Annotated in this window: 22 protein-coding genes; 13 read left to right on the top strand and 9 right to left on the bottom strand. The window is 66.0% G+C overall.

The genetic code is table 11. From position 1 onward, the window contains the following. Window positions 1-287: 287 nt before the first annotated feature. Genes ACT7B3_RS14240 through ACT7B3_RS14220 form a run of 5 tightly spaced genes read right to left on the bottom strand, consistent with a single transcriptional unit; the run spans window position 288 to window position 4,754 of the window. Window positions 288-1,148, bottom strand: coding sequence for a LysR family transcriptional regulator (locus ACT7B3_RS14240; RefSeq protein WP_445158395.1), 861 nt, complete (start codon window positions 1,146-1,148; stop codon window positions 288-290). Between the two features lie 25 nt (window positions 1,149-1,173). Beyond that, window positions 1,174-1,788: a cysteine hydrolase family protein gene (locus ACT7B3_RS14235; protein WP_445158394.1), complete on the bottom strand. Its 615-nt coding sequence runs from the start codon at window positions 1,786-1,788 to the stop codon at window positions 1,174-1,176. Further along, window positions 1,778-3,295 (bottom strand): tripartite tricarboxylate transporter permease, encoded by a 1,518-nt coding sequence (locus ACT7B3_RS14230; RefSeq protein ID WP_445158393.1) that lies wholly within the window; start codon window positions 3,293-3,295, stop codon window positions 1,778-1,780. The genes ACT7B3_RS14235 and ACT7B3_RS14230 overlap by 11 nt, the downstream gene beginning before the upstream one ends. 19 nt (window positions 3,296-3,314) lie before the next feature. Continuing rightward, window positions 3,315-3,764, bottom strand: a complete 450-nt coding sequence (locus ACT7B3_RS14225; protein WP_445158392.1) for a tripartite tricarboxylate transporter TctB family protein — start codon at window positions 3,762-3,764, stop codon at window positions 3,315-3,317. A gap of 12 nt (window positions 3,765-3,776) precedes the next feature. After that, a complete protein-coding gene (locus tag ACT7B3_RS14220) occupies window positions 3,777-4,754 on the bottom strand; it encodes a Bug family tripartite tricarboxylate transporter substrate binding protein (RefSeq protein ID WP_445158391.1) in 978 nt (325 codons plus the stop codon). A 374-nt stretch (window positions 4,755-5,128) separates the two neighbouring features. On the opposite strand from ACT7B3_RS14220, the gene ACT7B3_RS14215 reads away from it, so the two are divergent. Beyond that, window positions 5,129-5,914, top strand: coding sequence for a GntR family transcriptional regulator (locus tag ACT7B3_RS14215; RefSeq protein WP_445158390.1), 786 nt, complete (start codon window positions 5,129-5,131; stop codon window positions 5,912-5,914). Between the two features lie 51 nt (window positions 5,915-5,965). On the opposite strand, the gene ACT7B3_RS14210 is transcribed toward ACT7B3_RS14215, so the two are convergent. Continuing rightward, window positions 5,966-6,898: a LysR family transcriptional regulator gene (locus tag ACT7B3_RS14210; RefSeq protein WP_445158389.1), complete on the bottom strand. Its 933-nt coding sequence runs from the start codon at window positions 6,896-6,898 to the stop codon at window positions 5,966-5,968. Between the two features lie 182 nt (window positions 6,899-7,080). On the opposite strand from ACT7B3_RS14210, the gene ACT7B3_RS14205 reads away from it, so the two are divergent. The 3 genes from ACT7B3_RS14205 (at window position 7,081) to ACT7B3_RS14195 (ending at window position 11,228) form a co-directional block, all read left to right on the top strand. Then, a complete protein-coding gene (locus ACT7B3_RS14205) occupies window positions 7,081-8,580 on the top strand; it encodes a CoA-acylating methylmalonate-semialdehyde dehydrogenase (RefSeq protein WP_445158388.1) in 1,500 nt (499 codons plus the stop codon). Window positions 8,581-8,708: 128 nt separating this feature from the next. Further along, complete coding sequence (locus ACT7B3_RS14200; protein ID WP_444676859.1) at window positions 8,709-10,565, top strand: sensor domain-containing diguanylate cyclase; 1,857 nt, start codon at window positions 8,709-8,711, stop codon at window positions 10,563-10,565. Between the two features lie 75 nt (window positions 10,566-10,640). Beyond that, complete coding sequence (locus tag ACT7B3_RS14195; protein ID WP_444676860.1) at window positions 10,641-11,228, top strand: peroxidase-related enzyme; 588 nt, start codon at window positions 10,641-10,643, stop codon at window positions 11,226-11,228. 68 nt (window positions 11,229-11,296) lie between these two features. Here the strand turns inward: ACT7B3_RS14195 and ACT7B3_RS14190 are convergent, their stop codons facing one another. Next, window positions 11,297-11,971, bottom strand: coding sequence for a hypothetical protein (locus ACT7B3_RS14190; protein ID WP_445158387.1), 675 nt, complete (start codon window positions 11,969-11,971; stop codon window positions 11,297-11,299). 210 nt (window positions 11,972-12,181) lie between these two features. Between ACT7B3_RS14190 and ilvD the strand changes: the two genes are divergently transcribed. Next, window positions 12,182-13,870, top strand: coding sequence for a dihydroxy-acid dehydratase (gene ilvD, locus ACT7B3_RS14185; RefSeq protein ID WP_445158386.1), 1,689 nt, complete (start codon window positions 12,182-12,184; stop codon window positions 13,868-13,870). A gap of 90 nt (window positions 13,871-13,960) precedes the next feature. Next, entirely contained in the window at window positions 13,961-14,149 is a 189-nt protein-coding gene (locus ACT7B3_RS14180) for a hypothetical protein (RefSeq protein WP_445158385.1), read from the top strand. Between the two features lie 99 nt (window positions 14,150-14,248). Here the strand turns inward: ACT7B3_RS14180 and ACT7B3_RS14175 are convergent, their stop codons facing one another. After that, a complete protein-coding gene (locus tag ACT7B3_RS14175; RefSeq protein ID WP_445158384.1) occupies window positions 14,249-14,524 on the bottom strand; it encodes an XRE family transcriptional regulator in 276 nt (91 codons plus the stop codon). A gap of 161 nt (window positions 14,525-14,685) precedes the next feature. After that, a complete protein-coding gene (locus ACT7B3_RS14170; protein ID WP_445158383.1) occupies window positions 14,686-16,788 on the bottom strand; it encodes a TonB-dependent receptor in 2,103 nt (700 codons plus the stop codon). A 194-nt stretch (window positions 16,789-16,982) separates the two neighbouring features. On the opposite strand from ACT7B3_RS14170, the gene ACT7B3_RS14165 reads away from it, so the two are divergent. The 7 genes from ACT7B3_RS14165 to ACT7B3_RS14135 all read left to right on the top strand — a co-directional run bounded on the left by ACT7B3_RS14165 (window position 16,983) and on the right by ACT7B3_RS14135 (window position 24,484). Beyond that, the gene (locus ACT7B3_RS14165; protein WP_445158382.1) at window positions 16,983-17,774 is read left to right on the top strand and encodes an ABC transporter permease; all 792 of its coding nucleotides are present in this window, start codon (window positions 16,983-16,985) and stop codon (window positions 17,772-17,774) included. A gap of 1 nt (window position 17,775) precedes the next feature. Beyond that, complete coding sequence (locus ACT7B3_RS14160; protein ID WP_445158381.1) at window positions 17,776-18,519, top strand: ABC transporter ATP-binding protein; 744 nt, start codon at window positions 17,776-17,778, stop codon at window positions 18,517-18,519. Continuing rightward, window positions 18,516-19,508: an ABC transporter substrate-binding protein gene (locus ACT7B3_RS14155; RefSeq protein ID WP_445158380.1), complete on the top strand. Its 993-nt coding sequence runs from the start codon at window positions 18,516-18,518 to the stop codon at window positions 19,506-19,508. The genes ACT7B3_RS14160 and ACT7B3_RS14155 overlap by 4 nt, the downstream gene beginning before the upstream one ends. Window positions 19,509-19,519: 11 nt before the next feature. Next, complete coding sequence (locus ACT7B3_RS14150; protein WP_445158379.1) at window positions 19,520-20,734, top strand: NnrS family protein; 1,215 nt, start codon at window positions 19,520-19,522, stop codon at window positions 20,732-20,734. A 229-nt stretch (window positions 20,735-20,963) separates the two neighbouring features. Further along, window positions 20,964-21,923: a TAXI family TRAP transporter solute-binding subunit gene (locus ACT7B3_RS14145; RefSeq protein ID WP_445158378.1), complete on the top strand. Its 960-nt coding sequence runs from the start codon at window positions 20,964-20,966 to the stop codon at window positions 21,921-21,923. Between the two features lie 61 nt (window positions 21,924-21,984). Further along, complete coding sequence (locus ACT7B3_RS14140; RefSeq protein WP_445158377.1) at window positions 21,985-22,452, top strand: DUF1850 domain-containing protein; 468 nt, start codon at window positions 21,985-21,987, stop codon at window positions 22,450-22,452. Between the two features lie 10 nt (window positions 22,453-22,462). After that, window positions 22,463-24,484 (top strand): TRAP transporter permease, encoded by a 2,022-nt coding sequence (locus ACT7B3_RS14135; RefSeq protein ID WP_445158376.1) that lies wholly within the window; start codon window positions 22,463-22,465, stop codon window positions 24,482-24,484. Window positions 24,485-24,574 lie beyond the last annotated feature (90 nt).

The following is a 24,574-nucleotide window of genomic DNA, read 5'->3' as shown; positions in this document are numbered from 1 at the left end:
CAGGTAAAGTACGCTGATTTCAGGCGGTGACAGCTTGCCAAATACGATGCAAGCCGTGGTGCAGCAGGCTGAAGTGAGGCAGCAGCGTTGGCCGGGTCGGTTTGTGGGGAGGTGATAGTTTTCATAAAATTTTATCTTTGTCGTCAGAGTGGGTTTTGTTGATTTTTCTCGTTTTATTTTTGTCTTTCCTCAATGAAAGGCTATCAAATAAAGAGCCGGTGGCTAGCGATATTTTATTGATTTAGAGTTGAGGTTTTTTGATGAATTAATCGTCAGTTCGAGTCGCTTTAACAATGATGTTTCAATATGTTTCTGATGGTGTTTATTGGCCTGTCGTTATGCTCGACCTTCCTGCTTACCAATGAAAAACGAAGCGAAGGAGCATTAGCGCCCAGAGATGTAATGTCGATGTCGTAGTGCTTTAGGCGGGGGTCGGGGAGAATGACGACTGCTGCACCATATCCTGATGCAACCATCGAGATCACGCCTTCGAGGGACTGCAGCTCCAGTGCGGGAGGCCGGTTTCCAAAGAGGGACAGCGACAAGCAGCGTGAGATCTTTCCGAGTGAGGTGGACCTGTCGTAAGCGATCCAGGGTAATGCCTCGAGGCCTTGCTTATCGTTTCCCGCTGGCGTCCGCTTGGGAGTGATCAAGCTGAACGGCACCTCTTGCAGGAGCTGCCAATGGAGCTGCCGGCGGCTGGCAGTGGCGGGCTCTGCCACGATCGCGGCGTCCAGCTCGCCCTGTTTTACGGCTTCGATGAGATCCTGCGAGCGCCCTGGAGTGCAGCTGACCTCCAATTGTGGAGCCAGCTCCTTGAGCCGATTGAAAAGCGGTGGTAGCACGATCGGCTGCATGATGCTGATGGTTCCCAGCCGGAGCCGACCGATGACCGAGGCCTGATGGCCACCGCGCAGTCGCTCGATCTCCTCAAGCAACGGACCGACTCTGTTGCACAGGTCGCGGGCGAAGGGGGTTGGCGTGACCGACTGGCCGGCCCGATTGAACAGGGCCTTTTCAAAGTACTGCTCGACAGTCTTGACCTGCATGCTGACGGCGCTTGGCGTAACGTTCACGGCCTTCGCCGCCAGGGCAAAACTGCCTTTCTCGACGATGGTCTTCACCGTGATGAGAAAGTCGATTCGCATGGCTTCCCTCCGCGGCCAGGGGCGCTCAGCTGTCCAGCCGTTCCAGCAGCGACTGACAGTCGGTAATGGTGGCGATGCTGGCCATATCGGCAATGGCGGTGTCGTGAGTGGCGCGCTTGAATGCAGCACAGCCGTCCTTGATGACCAGAGTGTGGTAATCGCGCATATGGGCATCGCGCACCGTGCTGGCAACGCCGCCATTGGTGACGATTCCGCACACTGCCACTGTGGTGATGCCGGCTTTCTTCAGTACCCAGTCGAGCTGGGTATTGAAAAAACCGGAATAGGCGACCTTGTTCACCGAGACGTCGACGAAGTGACGAATCGCCTCGACATTGGCCTGGCCGTGGCTGTCGGGCGCGAAATCGCCACGGGCAAGAAACGGGCGCAGCGATTTCAGGTGCGGCGAGATCATCGGCTCGCCCTGGGCATCCGGCCACAGGGTGAAGCGGGTGGCGGCCACCAGGCCGCCGGCCTGCTTCAGGCGCTGGGCGAGCGGGGCGATGCGCTCGGGAAGTGCCGTTGCCTCTGGGTTGCTGGCGCCACCCCGGGCGTAGGCGCCTTCGGGGTGGAGGAAGTCGTTCTGCAGGTCGACGATGATCAGCGCAGTGCGCTGGGCCGTGGATGTGTCAGCTTGCATGGGATGCCTTGTCGGTGTTGTTGGCCTTGAGCCGTCTACGCACGCTGCTGGCCATGATGAAGCCGACGGCGAGCGCGGTAATGATCAGGATGGAGAGACTGATCGGACGGTCGATGAAGGTAGTCAGATTGCCGCGGGAGAGCAGCATGGCGCGCCGGAAGTGCTCTTCCATCAGCGGCCCGAGGATGAAGCCGAGCAGCAGCGGTGCCGGGTCGAAGCGCAGCGTGCCGAGCAGGTAGCCGAGGACACCGATGGCGACCACGGTATAGATGTCGAAGGTGCTGTTGCTGACGCTGAACACCCCCACGCTGATGAAGACCAGAATGGTGGGGTAGAGCAGGCGATAGGGAATCTTGAGCATGCTGACCCACAGTCCGATCATCGGGATGTTGAACAGCACCAGGAGAATATTACCGATGATGAAGCTGACGATCAGGCCCCAGAAAAGCTCGGGCTGAGCGGTGATCATTTGGGGCCCCGGGGTGATGCCATGAATGATCAGTGCACCGAGGATCAAGGCCATGGTGATGTCGCCGGGGATGCCGAGCGTCAGGGTGGGTACGAAGGCAGTCTGCGCCGAGGCGTTATTGGCGGCCTCGGGGGCGGCAACCCCTTCGATGGCGCCCCGGCCGAAGCGCTCGGGCTGCTTGGAGAGTTTCTTCTCGGTGGCATAGGACATGAATGAGGAGATCGAGGCGCCAGTGCCCGGCAGGGTGCCGAAGAAGCTGCCGATCGCCGAGCCGCGTGCCATCGAGGGCAGCGACCGGCGCCACTCCTCGCGGCTGGGCAGCATCGAGCGCAGGGTGAAGCGCTGACTGAGCTGGGTGGTATCGATGGTGTTGATGTTGCGGATGATATCGGCGACCCCGAAGATGCCCATTGCCAGGGCGACCAGACTCAGGCCGCTGGAGAGCTCGGCGAAGCCGAAGGTGTAGCGGATCACACCGGTATTGACGTCAGTGCCGATCATGCTTAGCAGCAGTCCCAGTACCACCATGGCTCCTCCCTTCAGCGGCGAGTCGGAGAAGGTGCAGGCGGCCACCAGCCCAAGGAGCATCAGCGCGAAATACTCGGCGGAGCCGAATTTAAGGCCAAGCTTGGCGATGTAGGGCGAAAAGAAGATCAGGATGATCAGGCCGGTGATGGCGCCGGCGAAGGAGGCGATGGTGGTAATGAACAGTGCCACCCCGGCGCGCCCGTTGCGGGCCATGGGGTTGCCGTCGAGGCAGGCCACGGCGGAAGATGCCGTCCCCGGCAGCTTGAGCAGAATGGCGGCGGTGGAGCCGCCATACTGGGCGCCGTAATAGACCCCAGCCAACATCACGATGGCGACATCGGCGCCTATGTAATAGGTGATCGGGAGCAGCAAGGAGATGGCGGCCAGTGGGCCAATGCCCGGCAGTACCCCGATGAAGGTGCCTAGCAGCACCCCGATGAAGCAATACCACAGCATCGTCGGGGTCAGGGCGGCTTGCAGCCCGATGCCAAGGTTGGCGATTACGTCCACAGGTGCATCTCCACGGTAGTTAGCCCCACCACAGCGGCATATTCATGCCGAGCCCGACGATGAAGATCAGTGAGGCCAGGCCGGCCACCACGCCAGCCAGCAATAGCCTGCCAGGCCAGGTGATCTGGCGGTCGGCCCAGGAGGAGACAATCACGCTGATGAAGGTGGCAACCAGCAGTCCCGCCGGCCTCAGCAGCAGGGCGAACAGTGCCAGGCTGCCAGCCACGATCAGCAACTGCCCGAACTGAATTTGCACACGACTGCTCGGCTTCCACTGTGATGCGACGGTGAGAATGGCTCCCATCACGCCCAGCACCACCGAGAGCAGGATGGGCAAGAAGCCGGGCCCCATGCGGGCCAGGGAGCCCATGGCATACTGCTGGCCGTGGTAGTAAGCGAAGGCGCCTATTCCTACCAGCAGCAGCCCACCGAACAGGTCATGATTGACCTTGAGTGTCCATTTGGTCATCGGTCGCGTCGATCACTGCTTTTCGATGTCGCCGGCCTCGGCGATGGCCTGCCAGCGCTCGATGTCTTCGGCGATGAAGGTGGCAAACGCTTCTGCGGAGATATCGATCGGCTCGGCGCCTTCGCGCTCGAGCAGGTCGGCTCCTGACTCACCCTGCATGATCTCGGTCACGTCGGCATTGAGCCGCTCGACAATGGCGGGATCCATGCCGGCCGGGCCGAGCAAGCCGAACCAGCCGTAGGTGGTGGGATAGTCGCTCAAGGTTTCGTTGACTGAGGGAATGTGGTCGAGATTGGGCATGCGCTCCGGCGAGGTTACGGCGATTGCGTTGGCATCGCCCGACTCGACCAGCGGCATGGCGGCGGCAAAGGGAGCAAACATCACGTCCATGTGGCTGCCGATCAGGTCGGCGATGGCCGGCGCGGTGCCGTTATAGGGAATTTCGTAGCCAAGCACACCAGATTCCTGCATGAACTTCAGGGTTTCCATGTGCAGCGAGGAGCCCAGTCCGCCGACCCCGAAGGTAATGCCATCGGGTTGTTCGGCGGCGTAGTCGAGCAGGCCCTGCAGGCTCTCGACCTCTAGGTCTGGGCGCGACAGCAGGATGCTGGAAACCTCGCCGAGCAGGGAGATCGGTGAGAAGTCCTCGACCGGATCGTAGGGCAACTGGTGGAACAAAGATGCGTTCAACGTATGGCTGGTATAAGCCACCAGCAGCGTGTAGCCGTCCGGGTCGCTGTTGGCAACGGCCTGGGCAGCGATATTGGCACCTGCCCCGGGGCGATTGTCGACCACGGTCGGTACATCGTACTTCTGGGATAGGCCCTCTGCGACCTCGCGCGCCAGTGCATCAGTGGTGCCGCCGGCTGAGGCGCCAACAATCAGGGTGATCGGTTTGCTGGGGTAGTCATCCGCGACGGCCAGGCCAGCGAGCATCAGGCTCAATGGGGCGGCCGTGACCAGCAGCAGGCGAGGGGCATTCAAGCGCATCGGAAACTCCTTTTTATTGATCTGGGTGAAGCCATGACGAGCGCGGGCGTAGTTATTGATGAACCCGAGTGCGTCTTACAATCACTCTAGGTATGGTTTTATTGTAATGTCAATAGAACAAATAGAGGCGATCGCCTTCTGGCCTTGGCTCTGAAAAACACCATAGAGCGCTCTGAAACAGTGCGGAGATAGCCTAGCCGTGGCGTCAGGCGGATGCTTTTGACGAACGGGGCCTCGGGCAGTGGCCGCTGAGGAGATAGCAAATACGTTTGGCTTGCGATGCGGCGGCATGGTACGTTTTGTTATGTCAATAGGACATGACGTGAATAACAACCAAAGCCAGCAGTTTCAATGCTCCTGGTACAGGAGGCGCAGTGACAGACCTCTCGAAACGCCAGCCCAACCGCAGTGCCGGTGATCCATGGCCGAAACACCATCGTGTCTATCTGGTCTTGCGCCAAGCAATCCTGGAGGGTCACTTCACTCCTGAGAAACCGTTGCCTAACGAGATAGCCCTGACCGAGCAGTTCCAAGTGTCGCGAATCACCATCCGCAAGGCGATGGAGCGCCTCGACCGAGAAGGGTTGATCGTTCGCTACCGCGGCAAGGGGACCTTCCCGGTGGCTTCCAACGAGTCGTCGCCGCTGCAGGCGAGCATCTCCGGGGTAATCGAGAACCTCATCGCGATGGGGCTCAAGACGGATGTGAATGTCATCGATTTTGGCTATGTGGCGGCCTCGGTGGAGGTAGCCAAGGCGCTTGGAGTGGAGCCAGGAGCGCTGGTACAGAAGGCGACACGTATTCGCAGCCATCGCGGCTCCCCTTTCTCGCTGTTGATCACCTATGTACCCGAGGCGATCGGGCGTACCTTCACCGAGGCCGACCTGGCCTCTCAGCCGCTGCTCTTGCTGCTGGAGCGCGCTGGCGCCAAGGTGACCAGTGCGGAACAGGCGATTACCGCTAAGTTGGCCACGCCTGGACAGGCCGAGCTGCTCAATGTCGAGCCAGGGGACGCCCTGCTGTGCATCCGACGCAAGGTTTTCACCGAAGACGATCGCCCCGTCGAGTACATCGAAGGGTTCTACCGTCCTGACACCTATGAGCACCAAATGTCGCTCGGTCGCAAGACGCATGACGACAAGCGGTTCTGGGAGGCGTGACGCGCCGGCCCCGGCCTAGACCTCCCGGGTTAGCTGGTGCGCTGGCGGGCGCTAGGGCAGCACCAGCTCCCGCGCCTCGCCCATCAGCAGCGCCCGGTTGGCCTCCAGCGCCTCGCGCAGGAAATCCCACAGCAGCCTGACCCGTGCCAGCCTGCGCTGCTCCTGGCGCGCGGTAATCCAGAACTGGCGCACGATCTCTACCTCGTCGTCGAGCACGCTTTCGAGCCGCTCACCGGTCTCGGCCATGAAGCAGGGCAGCACGGCAAGCCCCGCCCCCTGCAGGGCCGCGGCGTGCTGGGTGGTGACGCTGGTGCTGCGGATCGAGAAGTGCGGTGCCGTGCCCACCACCGCGGGATCGAGCAGCGGGTCAAGGTAGTTGAGCTGCTCGCTGAAGATCAGGTCGTCGACATAGCCGATCAGCCGGTGATGGCTCAGCTCGGCGAGCCGCGAGGGGTGCCCGTGGCGGGCGAGATAGGCCGGGCTGGCGTAGAGCCTGAGCCGGTAGTCGCACAGCCGGGAGATCACCAGCCCCTGGCTTGCCGGGCGCTCCACGGTGATCGCGAGATCCGCCTCGTGGCGGCTCAGGTTGACCACCCGGGGCAGGGCGAGCAGGTCCAGGGTGATACCCGGATGACGCTCGCAGAAGGCCGAAAGCAGCGGGGCGATGACCCAGGTGCCGAAGCCTTCGGTTACGCCCAGGCGGATCTGGCCGCTCAATTGACGGTTCTTGTCGGCCAGGCTTTCGCCCGCCTCGAAGGCGTGGCGGGCCATCTCCTCGGCGTGGGCCAGCAGCTGCTGGCCGGCCTCGGTCAGGTGATAGCCATGGGTGCTACGCTCGAAGAGCTGGGTGTTGAGTTTCTGCTCGAAGCGTCGGGTACGGCGCGACAGGGTGGAGTGGTCGACCCCCAGGCGTCGGGCGGCGTCGGTGAGGCGCTGGCTGCGCGCCACTTCGAGAAAGATCTGGATATCCTGCCAGTCGAGCATGGGAAGTCTCCATAAACGCGCTGCTTGTGCATTATTGCACAAAGCATGTGAACAACTACCCGTTGTCACCTCCCTGCGCGACTGGATAGACTCGATTTCAACGTATTTCGTGTATTTCTACACAGAAAGTCTAATGCGCTTGAACAGCCACGATGACAATAAGTAGAGGAGCTTTTGCCGCCATGTCGATCCGCGAAATCCCAATGTTTATCGACGGCCAGGCCGTCCCGTCCCAGAGCCAGGAGTGGCGTGACGTGGTCAATCCTGCCACGCAGGAAGTGGTAGCACGCGTGCCGTTCTGCACCGCCGAGGAAGTCGATCGTGCCGTGGCCAGCGCCAAGGAGGCGTTCAAGACTTGGCGCAAGACGCCGCTGGGCAAGCGCATGCGCATCATGCTCAAGCTCCAGGCGCTGATTCGCGAGCACACCGACGAGCTGGCCGCGCTGATCACCGAGGAGCACGGCAAGACCCTACCCGACGCCGTGGGCGAGGTGGGCCGCGGCCTGGAAGTAGTGGAGCACGCCTGCTCGATCACCAGCCTGCAGCTGGGCGAGCTGGCCGAGAACGCGGCCAGCGAGGTGGATGTCTATACCCTCAACCAGCCGCTGGGCGTGGGGGCGGGCATCACCGCCTTCAACTTCCCGATCATGCTGCCCTGCTTCATGTTCCCGCTGGCCATTGCCACCGGCAACACCTTCGTGCTCAAGCCCTCCGAGCAGGACCCCACTTCTACCATGCGCCTGGTCGAGCTGGCGCACGAGGCGGGCATTCCTGCCGGCGTGCTCAACGTGGTGCACGGCGGCCCGGACGTGGCCAACCAGATCGCCGACCACCAGGACATCAAGGCGCTCTCGTTCATCGGCTCCACCCACGTGGGCTCACTGCTTTACAACCGCGCTGCCGCCGCCGGCAAGCGTATGCAGTCGATGATGGGTGCCAAGAACCACTGCGTGATCATGCCGGATGCCAATCGCAGCCAGGCCATCAACAACCTGCTCGGCTCCGCTTACGGCGCTGCCGGCCAGCGCTGCATGGCCAACTCGGTGGTGGTGCTGGTAGGCGAGGCCCGCGAGTGGCTGGAAGACATCGTCGAGGGCACCCGCAGCATGAAGGTGGGCCCTGGCACCCAGACCGACGCGGACCTGGGCCCGCTGGTCTCCCCCCAAGCCAAGGAACGCGTGGAGCGCCTGATCAGCGCTGGAGAGAAGGAAGGCGCCAGGCTGCTGGTCGACGGCCGCGGCTACCAGGTAGAAGGCTACCCGAACGGCAACTTCGTTGGCCCGACCCTATTCGCCGACGTGACCCCGGAGATGAGCATCTACCGCGAGGAGATCTTCGGCCCGGTGCTGTGCGTGGTGAGCGTCGAGACCCTGGACGAGGCGATCGAATTCATCAACGCCAACCCCAACGGCAACGGCACCTCGATCTTCACCAACTCCGGTTGGGTGGCGCGCCGCTTCGAGACCGACATCGACATCGGCCAGATTGGCATCAACGTGCCGATCCCGGTGCCGGTGGCCTACTTCAGCTTCACCGGATCGCGGGCGTCCAAGCTCGGTGACCTAGGCCCCAACGGCAAGCAGGCGATCCAGTTCTGGACCCAGACCAAGACCGTCACCGCACGCTGGTTTGAGCCGGAGAACGTCTCCAGCGGCATCAACAGCACCATCTCGTTGAGCTGACAGCGACGCGAGGTGTAAGAAATCGGCCCCGTCTTCCCGGAGACGGGGCCGATTCACGTCTGTGCGCAGCGTACGTACTGCAAGACCTGCTAAAGTAGCCGCCTCCGTCAACGACAACGGGACGTAACGTGCCCAAGCACCGCGCCTTGCCCCGCCTGCTGTCGGGTGCCATTTCCTGGCTGTTGCTACTACTGATGCTGTTGCCCCTGCAGGCCAGCGCCGCGATCGACGCGTCGCTGGAAAGCGGAGAGCGCAACCTCGGTCCGGAGGTGTGGCTCCTGGAAGACGCCGGGCGCAAACTGAGCATCGAGACGATCCTGGCATCGCCGCAGGGCCTGGCCTGGCAGGCTTCCCGTCAGAACCACCTGAACTTCAGCTTCTCGACATCGGCGTGGTGGGTGCGCTTCGAGGTGCTCAATGATTCGCCGGCCGCCCTGCAGCGACTGCTGGAGCTGGCCATGCCGCTCCACGACTATCTCGACGCCTGGGTCGTCGACGCGCAGGGGCAGGTGGTCCAGTCATGGCACACAGGCAACCGCCTGCCCTTCGATTCGCGGCCGGTGGCGCACCGCACCTTCGTTCTGCCGCTCGAACTGCCGCCCGGTGAAAGGCGCCAGGTGGTACTGCGCCTGGATACCCACGACGGGCTGTTCGATGCCACGCCGCTCTATCTCATGTCGCCCCTGGGCTTTCTGGAGCGTGCCCAGCGCGAGCTGATGGCGTTCAGCTTTTATTTCGGCGCCCTGCTGGCGCTGCTGATCTACAACTTGCTGCTCTACCTCGCGACTCGCGAGCGCCTGCTGCTGATCTACGTGGTCTACCTGGGTGCCTTTTTCCTGCTGATGTTCATCGCGCGCGGCTACGCCTTCCAGTACTGGTGGCCCGACCACCCGACCTTCAACAACCAGATCGTACCGCTCAACATCGGTGTTTTCGCCATTACCCTGGCAATGTTCAGCGACGCGTACCTGGGTCTGAGGCGCCACGCGCCGCGGCTGGCTTGGGCGATGTACGGCATGGCAGGCCTGTGCCTGGTGAGTGCACTGCCGGCGCTGCTGGGGCACTACGCACCCGTCTTGCGCGGGCAGATTCCCTCCGCCATTGCACTGGCCCTGCTGTTGCTCGGGTTGGCGGCCTGGCGAAGCATCCGGGGCGATACGCTGGCAAGGATCTTCCTGCTGGCGTGGAGCGTGCTGCTGGTGGGCGTCGGGCTCTACTTCCTGCGCGTGGCGGGTCTGCTGCCCTACAACCTGGTGACCGAATATGCGGTGCAAGCCGGTTCAGGCCTTGAATTCCTGCTGCTGGCGCTGGGGCTGGCCTGGAAATTCAATCGGCTCAAGAACGATCGGCTGCTTGCCCAGCAGCAAGCCCATGACATGCAGCGTCAGCTCAACGAGCGCCTGGAGGAGGAGGTGCGACAGCGCACCCGGGAGCTTGAGAAGGCCAATCGGCAGCTAGCCTCCTTGGCGCAGACAGACCCGTTGACTGGCCTGATGAACCGCCGCACCTTCGAGGCGACGATCAACGAGGAGCTCAAGCGGCGCGAGCGTGACGGCAAGCCGCTGCTGTTCGCCATGATGGATGTCGACGACTTCAAGCTATTCAACGACAGCTGCGGCCACCAGGCCGGTGACCATGTGCTGGTCGAAGTGGCGGGCTTGCTGCGGTCGCACTTCCGGCGTACCGGCGACCGCCTGTTTCGCCTGGGCGGCGAGGAGTTTGGTCTGCTGCTCGAAGCCGAATCCTTTGCCGCCGGGCATCAAGCGCTGGAGCGCTTTCGCCAGGCGCTCGCAGGGCTCGAGATCGTTCACCCTGCCTCGCGCCACGGCGTGATCACTGGCTCCTTCGGCCTGGTGTACACACAAGGCCGGGCGCATATCCGCGACGCCATGGTGCTCTACCGTGAAGCGGATCAAGCCATGTACGAAGCCAAGGAGCAGGGGCGTAATCGGATCGTGGCGAAGCGCTTCCTGGCAACGGCCTAAGTCGCATGGACAGGTAGCTGACGTTAACGTTAACTGGATATTCGCAGAATAACGATAATGCCAGGAGCCACTCGCATGCCCACCCCACTGAGCCGTTTTCCCGTTCCCGAGTCGCTCGACGACCTGCCCCAGGACATTCGCGACGCCATCCTGGCCGTTCAGGAAAAAGCCGGCTTCGTACCCAACGTCTTTCTGATGCTGGCCCACCGCCCGGCGGAATTTCGAGCCTTCTTCGCCTATCACGATGCGCTGATGGAGCGCGAGTCCGACACCCTGACCAAGGCGGAAAAAGAGCTGATCGTGGTTGCCACCAGCGCCCGCAATCGTTGCCTCTACTGCGTGGTGGCCCATGGCGCGCTGGTACGCATCTACAGCAAGGACCCGCTGCTGGCCGACCAGGTGGCCATCAACCATCACACCGCGCCGATCAGCGAGCGCCACCGAGTGATGCTCGACTTCGCGTTCCACTGCGGCCTGGAGGTGGGTGAGCTTACCGACGAGTGGCAGGCTCGGCTGACCGAAGTGGGCTTTACCCACGACGACATCTGGGACATCGGTGCCGTCGCGGCCTTCTTCAGCCTCTCCAACCGCCTGGTTACCCTTACCGGCACCCCGCCCAACCCGGAGTTCTACCTGCTGGGCAGGGTGCCCCGCGAGAAATAGGCAGTCGGCCGGCGAGCGCTTCATGGCGCCAGCCTGGTAGGCGTACCGCCATGGCGGGGTATCGGTGCTCAGGTGCTGCGGCACGCCTTCAGTAGCGCCAGCACGGGTTCCAACTGGCTGATATGCAGGGCCAGTACGCTATGTCCTTGTTGGCCGTCGACGGGGCGGATCACGGCGAATTCCCCCTCTTCAAGGTGGAATTCATGCACCTCGCGGGTGCCTTCCTGGGTTTCGCAGCGGATCGAGCGGTAGCGGTCGTCTTCGCCGTAGGTGAGCCGGTAGTACACCTTGAAGAAGGTGTAGAGCGTCAGGCCGTGCTCGAAGGCGGGCCAGTGGGCGGGGATGCTGCGGGTCTCGTCATCCAGCGCCTGGCCCTTGGCTTTGGCAGCGGCAATGGCGTCGGCCAGCGGGGCGGCGAGCAGCGTGGCGTCGTCGCGGGGCAGTGAAGAGGTGCGGTCCAGCCTCGGCTGATAGCGCTGGCACACCTCCTCGAATTCAACCAGCGATGCGATGGGGTGGTCGCCGTGTGCCAGGTCGGCAGGTTCAAAACCGCCGTTCTCCCAGCCGTGTATGACCCTAAGCGTCAGGCGGCCCTCAGCCAGCGGCTCGTGGACCAGCGCCTGCAGGGCGATTCGCAGATGCAGCTGGCGCTCCGTCACTAGGTTGTCGAAGGCGGTGTAAGGGTCGGCAAAGATGTGGTGAAGGCGCCCTGGGGCATGTTCCTTGGCTTCGCTGAAAGGCATGTCGGCTCCCTGCGGGAAGAAGGCGTTTAGTTTTTTCGTTGTTATAGCATTCCAGGGGGTGCCGTCATATCGGCCTGGAACAAGTCAGCTTGAGGCCCTGCGTGACATTTCATTGCCGAAACCGGCCCCGCCGGCCTGAACGGACCGATTTGCCAGCTTGGCCGCGCAGGGCCACCCTCAGGGGAGTGCAACCGCAACGGAGATCGCCCCATGAGCGACAAGCAGGATCCCCGCCGCCGCCATTCCGCCGCCGTGGTGGATGGCGTCGGCAAGTCGGCCAGCCGTGCCATGCTGCGCGCGGTGGGCTTCAGCGACGAAGATTTCACCAAGCCCCAGGTGGGCATCGCCTCCACCTGGAGCATGGTCACGCCTTGCAACAGCCACATCCACGAGCTGGCCGAACGCGCCCGCGACGGGGCCGACGGGGCCGGTGGTAAGGGCGTGATCTTCAATACCATTACCATCTCCGACGGCATCGCCAACGGCACCGAGGGCATGAAGTATTCGCTGGTGTCGCGGGAGGTGATCGCCGACTCCATCGAGACCGTGGCCGGCTGCGAGGGCTTCGACGGGCTGGTGACCATCGGCGGCTGCGACAAGAACATGCCGGGCTGCGTGATGGGCATGGCGCGGCTCAACCGGCCCAGCGTGTTCGTCTATGGCGGCACCATCCAGCCCGGCGCCAACCGCACCGACATCGTCTCGGTGTTCGAGGCCATGGGCGCCCACAGCCGCGGCGACCTGGACCTGATCGAACTCAAGCAGATCGAGGAGACGGCAATTCCCGGCCCCGGCTCCTGCGGCGGCATGTATACCGCCAACACCATGGCCTCGGCCATCGAGGCGCTGGGCATGAGCCTGCCCGGCAGCTCGGCGCAGAATGCCATCTCCCAGGCCAAGCGGGCCGACTGCGAGGCGGCCGGCGCCGCGGTGCTCGAACTGCTCGAGCGCGACATCAAGCCCTCCGACATCATGACCCGCCACGCCTTCGAGAACGCCATCACGGTGGTGATCGCGCTGGGCGGCTCCACCAACGCGGTGCTGCACCTGGTGGCCATGGCCGCCACCGTCGGCGTGCCGCTTGCGCTTTCCGACTTCACCGAGATCGGCCGGCGCGTGCCGGTGCTGGCCGACCTGCGTCCCAGCGGGCGCTACATGATGAGCGAGCTGGTCGAGATCGGCGGCATCCAGCCGCTGATGAAGATGCTGCTCGACGCCGGCCTGCTGCACGGCGACTGCCTCACCGTGACCGGCAAGACCCTGGCCGAGAACCTGGCCGCGGTGGCGCCCTATCCGGAAGGCCAGCGGATCATTGCCCCGCTGGAGGCTCCATTGAAGCGCGAGAGCCACCTGCGCATCCTCTACGGCAACCTGGCGCCGGAGGGCGCGGTGGCCAAGATCAGCGGCAAGGAGGGCACGCGCTTCTCCGGCAGCGCCCGGGTGTTCGGCTCCGAGGAGGAGGCCCAGGCGCGCATTAACGACGGTACCGTGGCGGCCGGCGACGTGGTGGTGATCCGCTACGAGGGGCCCAAGGGCGGGCCCGGCATGCGCGAGATGCTGACCCCCACCTCGGCGATCATGGGCCGTGGCCTGGGGGATTCGGTGGCGCTGATCACCGATGGGCGCTTCTCCGGCGGCAGCCACGGTTTCGTGGTGGGGCATGTCTCGCCCGAGGCCTTCGACGGCGGGCCGCTGGCGCTGGTGGAGGACGGCGACACCATCACCATCGATGCCGAGGCCGATACCATCGAGCTGCATGTCGACGAGGCCGAACTGGCGCGCAGGCGTGCGGCATGGCACCAGCCTGCGCCGCGCTATACCCGCGGCGTGCTGGCCAAGTACGCGCGTACGGTGAGCTCTGCCAGCACCGGGGCGATGACCGATCTGCCGCCGGAATGACAGGCCGGCGGCCGGCTGCGTTTGGCTTTCCTGCGGGGGTTGGCTAGGTTGATGAGGCACCCTGACCAAGGCAAGGCGCAAGGAGGCAACATGCCCAAGAGCGGACCCAAGCAGGCGCGCGTGGAACCCATTCGTGACGCCCAGGACATGAACCTGCCGGTGACCGGCTGGAACGTGATCGACGAGACCGACCCCAGCAATGAGATCGTGGTGTCGGAGCATGACAGCGAGGCGGAGGCGATTCGCGCCGCCGAGGAGTACGAGCAGCGCGAGGAGTAAGCGCCCGCCATCGAGCCGCTGCCATGCCATGCCCTTGCCGAACGTGCGGCAGGGGCATGCTTCGCTCTGGGCGGCAGCCAGCGCTATTGGCCAGGGCCGCTACAGGGCGCCGTCGGGATCGATGGTGTGGTAGACGAGCCGCAGCTCATCGAGAGAGAGGTGTTCAAGACGGCCCGCCAGCAAGTCGCTGATCTTCTGTGCCGGTAGCCCGGCGCGGCGCGCGATGTCGCGGCAACCGAGGTCGGAGACGGCGATCAGCCGAGTGACGATGCGCATGAGGCGTGTGCGTTTTTCCAGATCCCTGACGTCTAGGTCAGGGCACCTTCGCGGGGGGTCGAGAAGTTCCGCGCTGGTTGAATGTCGTGCCGTACTCATGATGCTCCAGTGGGCGGTGGCGACCTTCCCATCATGGGGGCAATTCGGCGGATTTGCCAGTGTCCGTTCGATGATTCTTTCGTGGCAGGCAAGCCGATCCAGGCGCTGGCAAGGGCAGGGCGGCGCCGCTAGGCGCCGCCCTGCTGCCGCGGGGCGCTCGGTCAGAAGCGTCCGCGCAGCGTGGCCACGGCGCCGCGCCCGGGGGCGAGCAGCTCGCTGCCGTAGGGCTGGTCGGTGAGGTGTTCGCGGTAGCCGCTGTCGAACAGGTTGTTCACCGCCAGGCCCGCCTCCAGAGCGGTGAAGCCGACCGCCGGACCGAAGCTCCAGCCGAGGTTCAGGTCGGCGGTGGCGTAGCCCGGGGTGGACGGCTCGGTGCCGTTGGAGAACCGGTCCGCGGTGCGATCCTGGCTGGCCACGCCGCGTACCTGGGCGTGCCAGTGGAAGCCCAGCTCGGGGCGCTGGCCGATGCCCAGCGTGGCCTCGGCGGCGGGCATCTGGTAGAGCGGCTCGTTATCCTGCTTGTTGGTGCCGTGCAGCCAGGTCAGGCTGCCGTCGAGCTGCCAGTGGCCACCGGCCAGCGCCCCGTCGAGGGGCACCATGAAGCCTGCCTCCACGCCCTGGATCTCAACCCGGTCCAGGTTCTCGGTGCGCTTGATGGGCAGCCCCTGGGCGTTCTTCATGCCGGTGACGCGCCCGGCGATATAGTCGTCAATGCGGGTATGAAAGGCGGCCAGCTGGTATTCGCCGCGCTCGCTGCGCCCCTTCAGGCCCAGCTCCAGGCTGGTGGACTGCTCGGGGTCGAGCTGTGGGTTGCCGATGTGGAAATAGCCGTCGCCGCGCTCGGCGTCCTCGAAGCGCTCGCGCATGTCCGCGGCGCGGTAGGCGGAGCCCAGGTTGACGTAGGGGTTGAGCATCGGGGAGGCGTTGTAGATGGCGCCGATGGACCAGGAGACGGTATCGCTGGAGTTGCGCAGCCCTTCGCGGGTGGCGTTTGGCCCGTTGCCCTTGACGTCGGCATCGCCGGTCACGCTGTCGTAGCGGACGCCGAGCATCAGGGTCCAGTCATCGAACATCACCTCGTCCTGCACGAAGACGCCGCGGCTCTCGATGCTGCCGTTGCGAAACGGCGAGCTGGGATTCACGTTATTGCTGATCCCCTGGAACTGGAAGCGCTGCGGGTCGCCGCTCATCTCCCAGCTTTCGGTACCCACGGTGAGCAGGTGGCGCTCGCCCAGCGGCAGGCGGTACTGGGCGCGGCCACCGTCGGTGGTGAAGGTGACGTCGTTCCATACCTGGTTGCGGTCCAGGCCGCTGGAGTAGCCGCGGATCTGGCGGAACGCCTCCTGGCGGTACAGGCTGGTCTCGAGCGTGCCGGGCCCCACCTCACCCTGGTAGCTCAGTTCATAAAGCTCGCGTTCCTGGCGCGGCGAGTGAATCGTCAGCATGCCCAGCGCCGGCATAGGCGCTCGCTTGGTCGAGCCGGGGTACCAGACGTCGCGATCTTCCTGCTGCTGCACGTTGAGCTGCAGGCGGTGGCCGTCGGCCAGGCGGAAGGCGTACTTGGCCAGGAAGGCGCTCGATTCGAAGCCGGTGTTCTCCATGCGCCCCTGGGGGGTGTCGTAGTCGCCGACATCGCGCCCGGTGGCGCCCAGCACCAGGGCGTGGTCGGCGTTGGCAAGCTGCAGCACCGCGCCGCCGCCGAGGCTGTCATCGACGCTGCCGGCGTTGGCCGAGACGCGTCCGCTCAGCGAGGGCCGTTCGCTGAAGCTCGCCTCCGGCGTGCGCAGGTTGACCGCGCCGCCCAGGGCACCGCTGCCGTGCAGCACGGAGCCGGGGCCTTTCACCACTTCGATGCTGTCGAGCAGGCCGAGGCTGGCGAACGACGCCAGCGCGCCCTGGGGCTGCGCCGAGTTGAACCGCACCCCGTCGACCTGCAGCACGATGCTCTCCTTCTGCAGGCCGCGCAGCACCGGGTTCTGGCCCCAGGCGCCGTCGCTTTGCACGGCCGTGCCCGGCTGGCCGCGGAACAGGCTGCCGACGCTGGCCGTGGCGGGTGCGGTGGCGGCGTCCAGGCGCAGCGTGGCGCTGGGGGTGTCGAGCTCATCGGCCGCGTAGCCCTTGGCCGTGACCGTCAGGCTGGGCAGGCTGAGCGCCGTGCCGCCTTCGGCGAGTACCGTGGGGCTCAGGGCCATGCCGATAGCCAGGGCCAGGGGGGCAAAGGGGAAATAGGGCAGGGCAGGCGAAGCGGGGCGATGAGCGTGCATGAGAACTCCTCCATTGGAAGGAGTAAATTTAATGCATATTATAATTATTCTTATTTGATCTGAGTCAGCCTTCCGTCAGCTTGATCGATGCCGTGGGGTGAGCACGAATGCGCCGAGGTTGACCGCCATCAAAGCAGCGTCGCGCCCAGGTCATTAAACTCCAATCATTCTCGTTCTCTTTGATGTGAGGGGCCATGAGACGATCTCTACCGGCGCGAGGCGTCGCGACGCTGCTGGGCTGGGGCGGCAGCCTGACCGGGGTGCTGCTGTTCGTGGCGCTGTGGGAGTGGGGCAGCCTGGCCTACGGCAGCTTCCTGCTGCCCGGGCCAAGGGATGCCCTGGCGGCCCTGGGCCGCCTGTGGCACGAAGGGGCGGCGGCGGCCATCTGGGCCACCACCTGGCGCGCCATGCTGGGCTTCGGCCTGGCGGCGCTGGCCGGCATCTCGCTGGGGCTGCTGGCGGGGCTGTCGCGAACCGTCGGGCGGGCGCTGGAGCCGGTCTCCACCGTGCTGCTGGGCATTCCACCGATCGCCTGGATCGTGCTGGCGATCCTGTGGTTCGGCAGCGGCTCCCTGGCCACGGTCTACACCGTGATGGCCACCACCCTGCCGGTCACCTTCGCCGGGGCGCAGATGGGCGCGATGACGCTGGACCGTCGCCTGCAGGAGATGGCCGACGTGTTCCAGCTGCCGGCGCTGATGCGGTTGGTGGACATCACCCTGCCGCACATCGTCTCGTACGTGTTTCCGGCGCTGGTAACGGCGCTGGGCGTGGCCTGGAAGGTGGCGGTGATGGCCGAGCTGTTCGCCACCGAGGACGGCATCGGTGCGGGGCTGGCCTTGGCGCGGGTCAACCTGGATACCGCCGCCGCCATGGCCTGGATCGTGCTGGTGGTGGCGCTGCTGCTGGCCACCGAGCACGGCCTGCTGCGTCCGCTGCAGCGGCGCATGGAGCCCTGGCGCCAGTCCGGGCGGGGAGGGCGCTGACATGCTGAGACTCGAAGCGGTAGGCCATACCCTGGGAATGTCGCGCATCGTCGGCGGCGTCGACCTGAGCGTGGCGCCGGGGGAGTCGGTCTGCCTGGTCGGCCCGTCCGGCTGCGGCAAGACCACGCTGCTGCGCCTGGCGGCAGGGCTGATGGCGCCGAGCGAAGGACGCGTCATCGACAGCTTCCATCGCAGCACCATGGTGTTCCAGGAGGCTCGACTGCTGCCCTGGCGGCGGCTGCTCGACAATATCGCCCTGGGGCTCAAGGCGCTGGGCGTACCGCGCGGCGAGCGCCTGGCACGGGCGCGGGCTTTGGCCGAGGAGCTGGGGCTGGCCGAGCGCCTCGACCATTTTCCCCATGAGCTGTCCGGCGGCATGCAGCAGCGCGTGGCGCTGGCCCGGGCCCTGGCGGTGGACGCCGACATGCTGCTGCTCGACGAGCCCTTCAGCGCGCTGGACGTGGGCATGCGCAGCGAGGCCCAGGCGCTGCTGCTCGACCTGCTGTCGCGGCGCGGCATCGCCTCGCTGTTGGTGACCCATGACCTCACCGAGGCGCTGCGCCTGGGGCATCGGGTGGTGGTGCTGTCGCCGTCGCCTGCGCGCATTGTCCACGAGGAGCGCGTGACGCGCCCCTTCGCCGAACGCGACACCGCCTTTCTCTACGAAGCCGCCGGGGCGCTGTTGCGCCATCCCGCGGTGGCCCGCAGCTTCCTATTTCGCCAGGACGAGGAACTCACCTCATGATCGATCTACAGCGCCGCCGGCTGCTGCAGCTGGCCGCCGCCGCGGCAACCCTGGCCGCGGTGCCCATCGCCGGTTTCGCGGCCGGCCCCGCGCTGCGTGCCGCTACCCCCTATGGCCTGCCCCAGGTGATCCTGGCCCGTGCGCTGCAGGACGAGGCGCTGGCAACCTGGTTCGAGCAGGCCACGCTGAACCCCTGGCGCGACCCGGACCAGCTGCGCGCCTGGGTCGCTGGGGGCGAGATCCAGCTGACCGCCACGCCCACCAACGTGGCGGCCAATCTCTACAACCGCGGGGTGCCGGTGGCGCTGATGAACGTCAACGTCTGGGGCACCCTGGGCGTGCTGGCGGCCAAGGGCCCGCTGACCCGCATCGAGGATCTGGCCGGGCGCCATGTCGGCGTGCCCTGGCGCGGCGACATGCCCGACCTCGTGCTGCGCTATCTGCTGGCCCGGCAGGGCATGACGGTGGGCAAGGACCTGCGCATCACCTACCACGCCAGTCCCTTCGAGACCGTGCAGATGTTCCTCGCCCAGCGGCTCGACGTGGTGGTGCTGCCGGAGCCGATGCGCTCCTCAACCCGCCTGCAGGCGGCAGGCTTCGGGCTACAGCCGCTGGAGCTCGACCTGCAGGCGGAGTGGGCGAGGGTGACCGGCGAGCCGCCGGGGCTGCCCCAGGCCGGGGTGATCTGCCGCCGCGAGCTGGTGGAGGCGCATCCCGAGGGGGTGCGCAGCGTGCAGCGGGCGATTGCGGAGGCGGTGGCCTGGACGGTGGCGAACCCCGAGGAGGCGGGGCGGCTGGGCGCCGAACTCTCCCCGCTGTCGGCTGAGGTCGTGGAAGCCGCGGTGCGACGCACCCAGCTGAAGATGCTGGATGCGCCGGCGGCGCGCCCCGAGCTTGAGCGCTTCCTGGGCGCGCTGGCCGAGCTTTCGCCCGGCTTCATCGGTGGCGGCCTGCCCGACGCCGGCTTCTACCTCGATCTCGCGCCCTGAGGGAGTGCGTCATGTCCAACTCGCCTACCGGCTTCGCGCCACCGCGCCCCTGGCCGATCCTCGCCTACGCCTTCCGCCCTTTCTTCGTGCTGGCCGCGGCCTATGCGCCGCTCGCCCTGCTGCCCTGGGTGGGCGGCATGCTGCACCGGGTCTCGCTGCCGTTGGGCATGCCGCTGCTGGCCTGGCACGGCCACGAAATGCTGTTCGGCGTGGTGTCCGCCGCGCTGGCCGGCTTCCTGCTTACCGCCGTGCCCTCCTGGGCCAAGGTGGCGCCGCTGGAGGGCGGCCGCCTGGCCGCCCTGGTGGCGCTATGGCTGGCCGGGCGGGTCGCCGCCTGGCTGTCCGACAGCCTGCCGGGCGCCTCGGTGGCCGCCATCAACCTGGCCTTTCCGCTGGTGCTGCTGGCCTGGGCGCTGCCGGCGCTGCTCGGTGCCGAGGGGCGTCGTCATCTCAGCCTCGGCGGGCTGCTGGCGCTCTTCGCCGCGGCCCAGCTGGCCTTCTACCTGAACTGGCTGGGCTGGCTGCCGGGCGCCGTCGCCCCGATGACGCTGCTGAACCTGGCGGCCAACCTGCTGCTGGTGATGATCGCGGTGACCGCCACCCGCATCGTGCGCGTGGTGGCCATGGCGGCGCTCAAGGAGAGCGGACACGCCGGGCCGCCGCGCCTGACGCCGGCTCGTGAGCACCTCGCCGTGGCGGCGCTGTGCCTGTTCGTGGTGGCGGACCTGCTGGCGCCGGGTCACCCCGTGACCGGCTGGATCGCCCTTGCCGCGGCCGCCGCCCAGGCGGACCGACTCTCCGAGTGGCCCTGGGGGCGGGCCATGGGGCGCCTCTATCTGCTGTTGCTGACCCTGGCCTACGTGTGGCTGACGCTGGGGCTGGCGCTGGTAGGGCTGGCCGCGTTGCTGGAGAGCTGGCCCGCCTACGCCGGTCGCCACGCGCTGTTCATCGGCGCCATCGGCACGGCGGTACTGGCGGTGTTCTGCATCGCCGGGCTGCGCCACACCGGGCGCCCCCTGGTGCTGCCCAGGGTGATCTGGCCGGCGCTGGCCTGCCTGCTGCTGGGCGGGGCGCTGCGTGTCGCGGTGCCGCTGGCCTGGCCGCAGCAGTACCTGCTGGCCGGCATGCTGGTGCCCGCGGTGCTGTGGCTGCTTGCCTATGCGCTTTACCTGGTCGGTTTCCTGCGCATCCTGGTGACGGCGCGCCCCGATGGACTGCCGGGCTGAGTGCCGGCGCGATTACCCCGCCTGCGTCCCCGCCTGGCTTTCCTTGCGCCGCCCCCCACGGCAACATGCGATCAACCTACCATCGTGGAATTGCTGAAACTTCGCCAAAACGTAGACACTGCCGGCTAGCCCCTCTTGCAGGGGCGTGCTAGCTTTTACGGGCGCCGCTCCCCTTGCGGTGCCAAGACCAACAACCATAAGTAAACCGGTTTCAGGACGGAGGATTTCCATGCGAGCTTTCCATTACGCCATCGCTGCGTCGCTGCTGGCGACTGCCCCGCTGGCGGCTGCCCAGCAGCTCTCCATCGCGACCGGCGGTACCGGCGGTGTCTACTATCCCCTGGGCGGTGGCCTGGCGGAGATGATCAACAAGCATATCGAAGGCGCGAGCGCCGTGGCCGAGGTGACTGGCGCTTCGGTAGAAAACATGGGGCTGGTATGGCGCGGCGATTCCGACATCGCCTTCGCCCTGGCCGACACCGTCTACCAGGCCTACAGCGGCACCGGCGACTTCGAGGGCCGCCAGCTCGACAACATCCGCGCCCTGGCCTCGGTCTACCCCAACGCCGTGCAGCTCGTCACCCTGGGCAATTCCGACATCAACTCCCTCGAGGACCTGCGCGGCAAGCGCGTCTCAGTGGGAGCCCCCGGCAGCGGCACCGAGCTCAACGCCCGCGCCCTGCTCGAAGCCAACGGCATCACCTACGACGACTTCACCCCGCAGCGCCTGAACTTCAACGAAACTGCCGATGCCATCCGCGACGGCGACATCGATGCCGGTTTCTGGAGCGTGGGCCCGCCCACCAGCTCGATCCTCAACCTGGCGGCCACCCGCGACATTCGCCTGATCGGCTTCAGCGACGAGGAGATCGCCAACGCCCGCGAGGTCGAGCCGGTGTTTGCCGCCTACGAACTGCATGCCGGCATGTACGACGGCATGGACGAAGCGGTGCAGACCATCAGCATTCCCAACGTGCTGGCGGTGAGCAGCGAGATGGACGAAGAGCTGGCCTACCAGATCACCAAGATGCTGTTCGAGCAGACCGACGAGCTGATCGCCGTGCATCCGGCGGCCAACGACACCACCGTCGAGTTCAGCATCAACTCCACGCCGATCTCCTTCCACCCGGGCGCGCTGCGCTACTACGAGGAAGTCGGCGCCGAGGTGGCGGACCACCAGCGCCCCTGAGCGTTACCGGCGCAGGCACTGGGTAGTGCGTGCCTCTGTCCTGAGCGGGAGTCGTCGCACCTTGGGGTGCGCGGCTCTCGCGCTGCTGTTGCTGGCCGCCGGCGGCGCCGTGGCCGGCGAAGCCCGCCTGGAGGTGGAAGCCGAGGACGGCCGCCTGCTTGTCTCCTTGCCCATGCCCGAGGGCCACGCCTGGTGTGTGGAGTGGAACCACTCCGTCACCACCATCCGGGTGCAGGACTGCTATCGCCACCGCCAGGGCCGCATGGTGCTGGAGCGCAGCCACCAGCCCGACTTCTCCGCCGGGCTCGGCCATGTGCCGGGGCGGGGGCGCCAGGTCTCCGATGGCCAGGGCGGCTACTGGATCGAGGATATCGACGAAGCGGTGCCCGGCAATAGCTATCGCCTTCGGGTCGGTTCACCGAAGGTCAATCATCGACTGCTGCATGAGGGGCGCCGGATCAGCCTGAGCGACAAGGCGGCCGGCGAGCGGGTGACGATCCGCCTGCGCACCTCGGCCACCACATCCTGACGAGACGCCCATGAGCGAAGCTGCCAACCCGCCTGTCACCGTGCCCGGGGGCAATGCCATCCAGCCCCGGCCCATTCTGTGGTTGATCACCCTGGTGGCGGTCGGGCTCTCCCTGTTCCAGCTCTATTCCGCCGGCATCCAGCCGCTTGGCCTGTTCTACCAGCGCAGCATCCACCTGATGCTGATCATGCTGCTGGCGTTCCTGATCTTTCCGGTGTTCGGCCCGCACCGCAGGCGCGGGGCACTGGGCTGGGCAATCGATGTGCTGTTCCTGGCCGGCGCCCTGATCACCGGCGGCTACCTGGTGCTCTACCTCGACGAGATCATCCGCCGCGCCGGGTTCTGGAGCCAGACCGACATCATCGTCGGCTGCATCGCCACCGTCACGGTGCTGGAAGCCAGCCGCCGCGCGGTAGGGCTGGGCATGACCATCATCGGTGTGATCGCCATCGTCTACGCCTTCGCCGGCCCGCGCGGGGAGCTGCCCTGGCTCGGCCAGTTCCTGCCCGGCATCCTCGAACACCGCGGCTACAATATCGACCGCGTGGTGGGGCAGCTCTACCTGGGACAGGAGGGCATCTTCGGCCTGCCGCTGGGCGTGGCGGCCACCTACATTTTCGTCTTCGTGCTGTTCGGCGCCTTTCTCGAGAGCACCGGTGCCGGCAAGTTCTTCATCGACATGGCCTATGCCGCCACCGGCCGCCAGCGCGGCGGCCCGGCCAAGGCCGCCGTCATCGCCTCGGCCGGCATGGGCTCGATCTCGGGCAGCGCCATTGCCAACGTGGTGACCACCGGCGCCTTCACCATTCCGCTGATGAAGCGCCTGGGCTACAAGCCGCACCAGGCCGGCGGCATCGAGGCCGCGGCCTCCACCGGCGGCCAGATCATGCCGCCGCTGATGGGTGCCGGCGCCTTCCTGATCGCCGAGTACACCAACACGCCCTACCTGGACGTGGTCAAGGTGAGCATCCTGCCGGCGATCATGTACTTCGCTACCGTCTACCTGTTCGTGCATATCATCGCCCTCAAGCAGGGCATGCAGGGCCTGCCCAGGAGCGAGCTGCCGCAGATGCGCGACGTGATGCGCGAAGGCTGGCACTTCCTGCTGCCTCTGGCGGTGCTGGTGTGGCTGCTGGCGATGCACATGTCGCCGATGCGGGTAGGCTTCTACGCGGTGATTACCATGGTGGCGGTGGCCGCGCTGCGCTACGCCATCTGGTTCTTCTTCGTCGCGCCGCAGCAGGGCCAGCCGGTCACCCTGGCCCGCACCGGCCGCGTGGTGTGGGCCGGCGTCGTCAAGCTGGTCGAGGGGCTGGAGCTTGGGGCGCGCAACGCGGTGGCGGTCTCCATGGCCTGCGCCGTGGCCGGCATCATCGTCGGCGTGGTCGGCCTGACCGGGCTGGGGCTCAAGTTCTCCGCCATGATGCTGGCCTTCTCCGGCGGCAACATCGTGCTGGCGCTGGTGATGGTGCTGCTGGCCAGCCTGGTGCTGGGCATGGGGCTGCCGGTCACCGCCAGCTACATCGTGCTGATCGTGCTGGTGGGCCCGGCGCTGACCGCCGAGTTCGGCATTCCGCTGCTGATCGCCCACCTGGTGGTGTTCTGGTATTCGCAGGACTCCAACGTCACGCCGCCGATCGCCCTGGCCGGCTTCGCCGGGGCGGCCATCGCCGGCAGCAAGCCGATGGCCACCGGGGTGCAGGCGTGGAAGTTCGCCAAGGGGCTCTACCTGATCCCGGTGTTCATGGTGTTCAACCCCGAGATCATCATGGGCGGCCCGCTGCACGTGCTGGCCTGGAACGGGGTGATCGCGATACTCGCGCTGGGCGCTTTCGCCGCGGCGCTGGAGGGGTACCTCTTCACGCGCATGTCGTGGCTGCCGCGCATCGCGATATCCGGCGCCATCGTGGCGGTGTTCTACCCCAACTTCTTGATCGAGGCCGCGGGGGTGGTGGTAATGATCGTGGCCATCGGCGCCAACTGGCTGGCCAGCCGGCGCGAGGTGGACGCCGCCGCGCCCGGGGCGGGCTGATCGCTACGGCCGCAGGCGCGGCCGCTTGCCCAGCTGGTCAAGATGACGGCGCCTGCGGGCGCCGTTAGAATACCTGCCCTTCGCCAACCA

Source organism: Halomonas sp. E14, assembly GCF_052568415.1.
The sequence above is the reverse complement of the archived record's forward strand: the minus strand, read 5'-3'. Positions and strand labels throughout refer to the sequence as shown.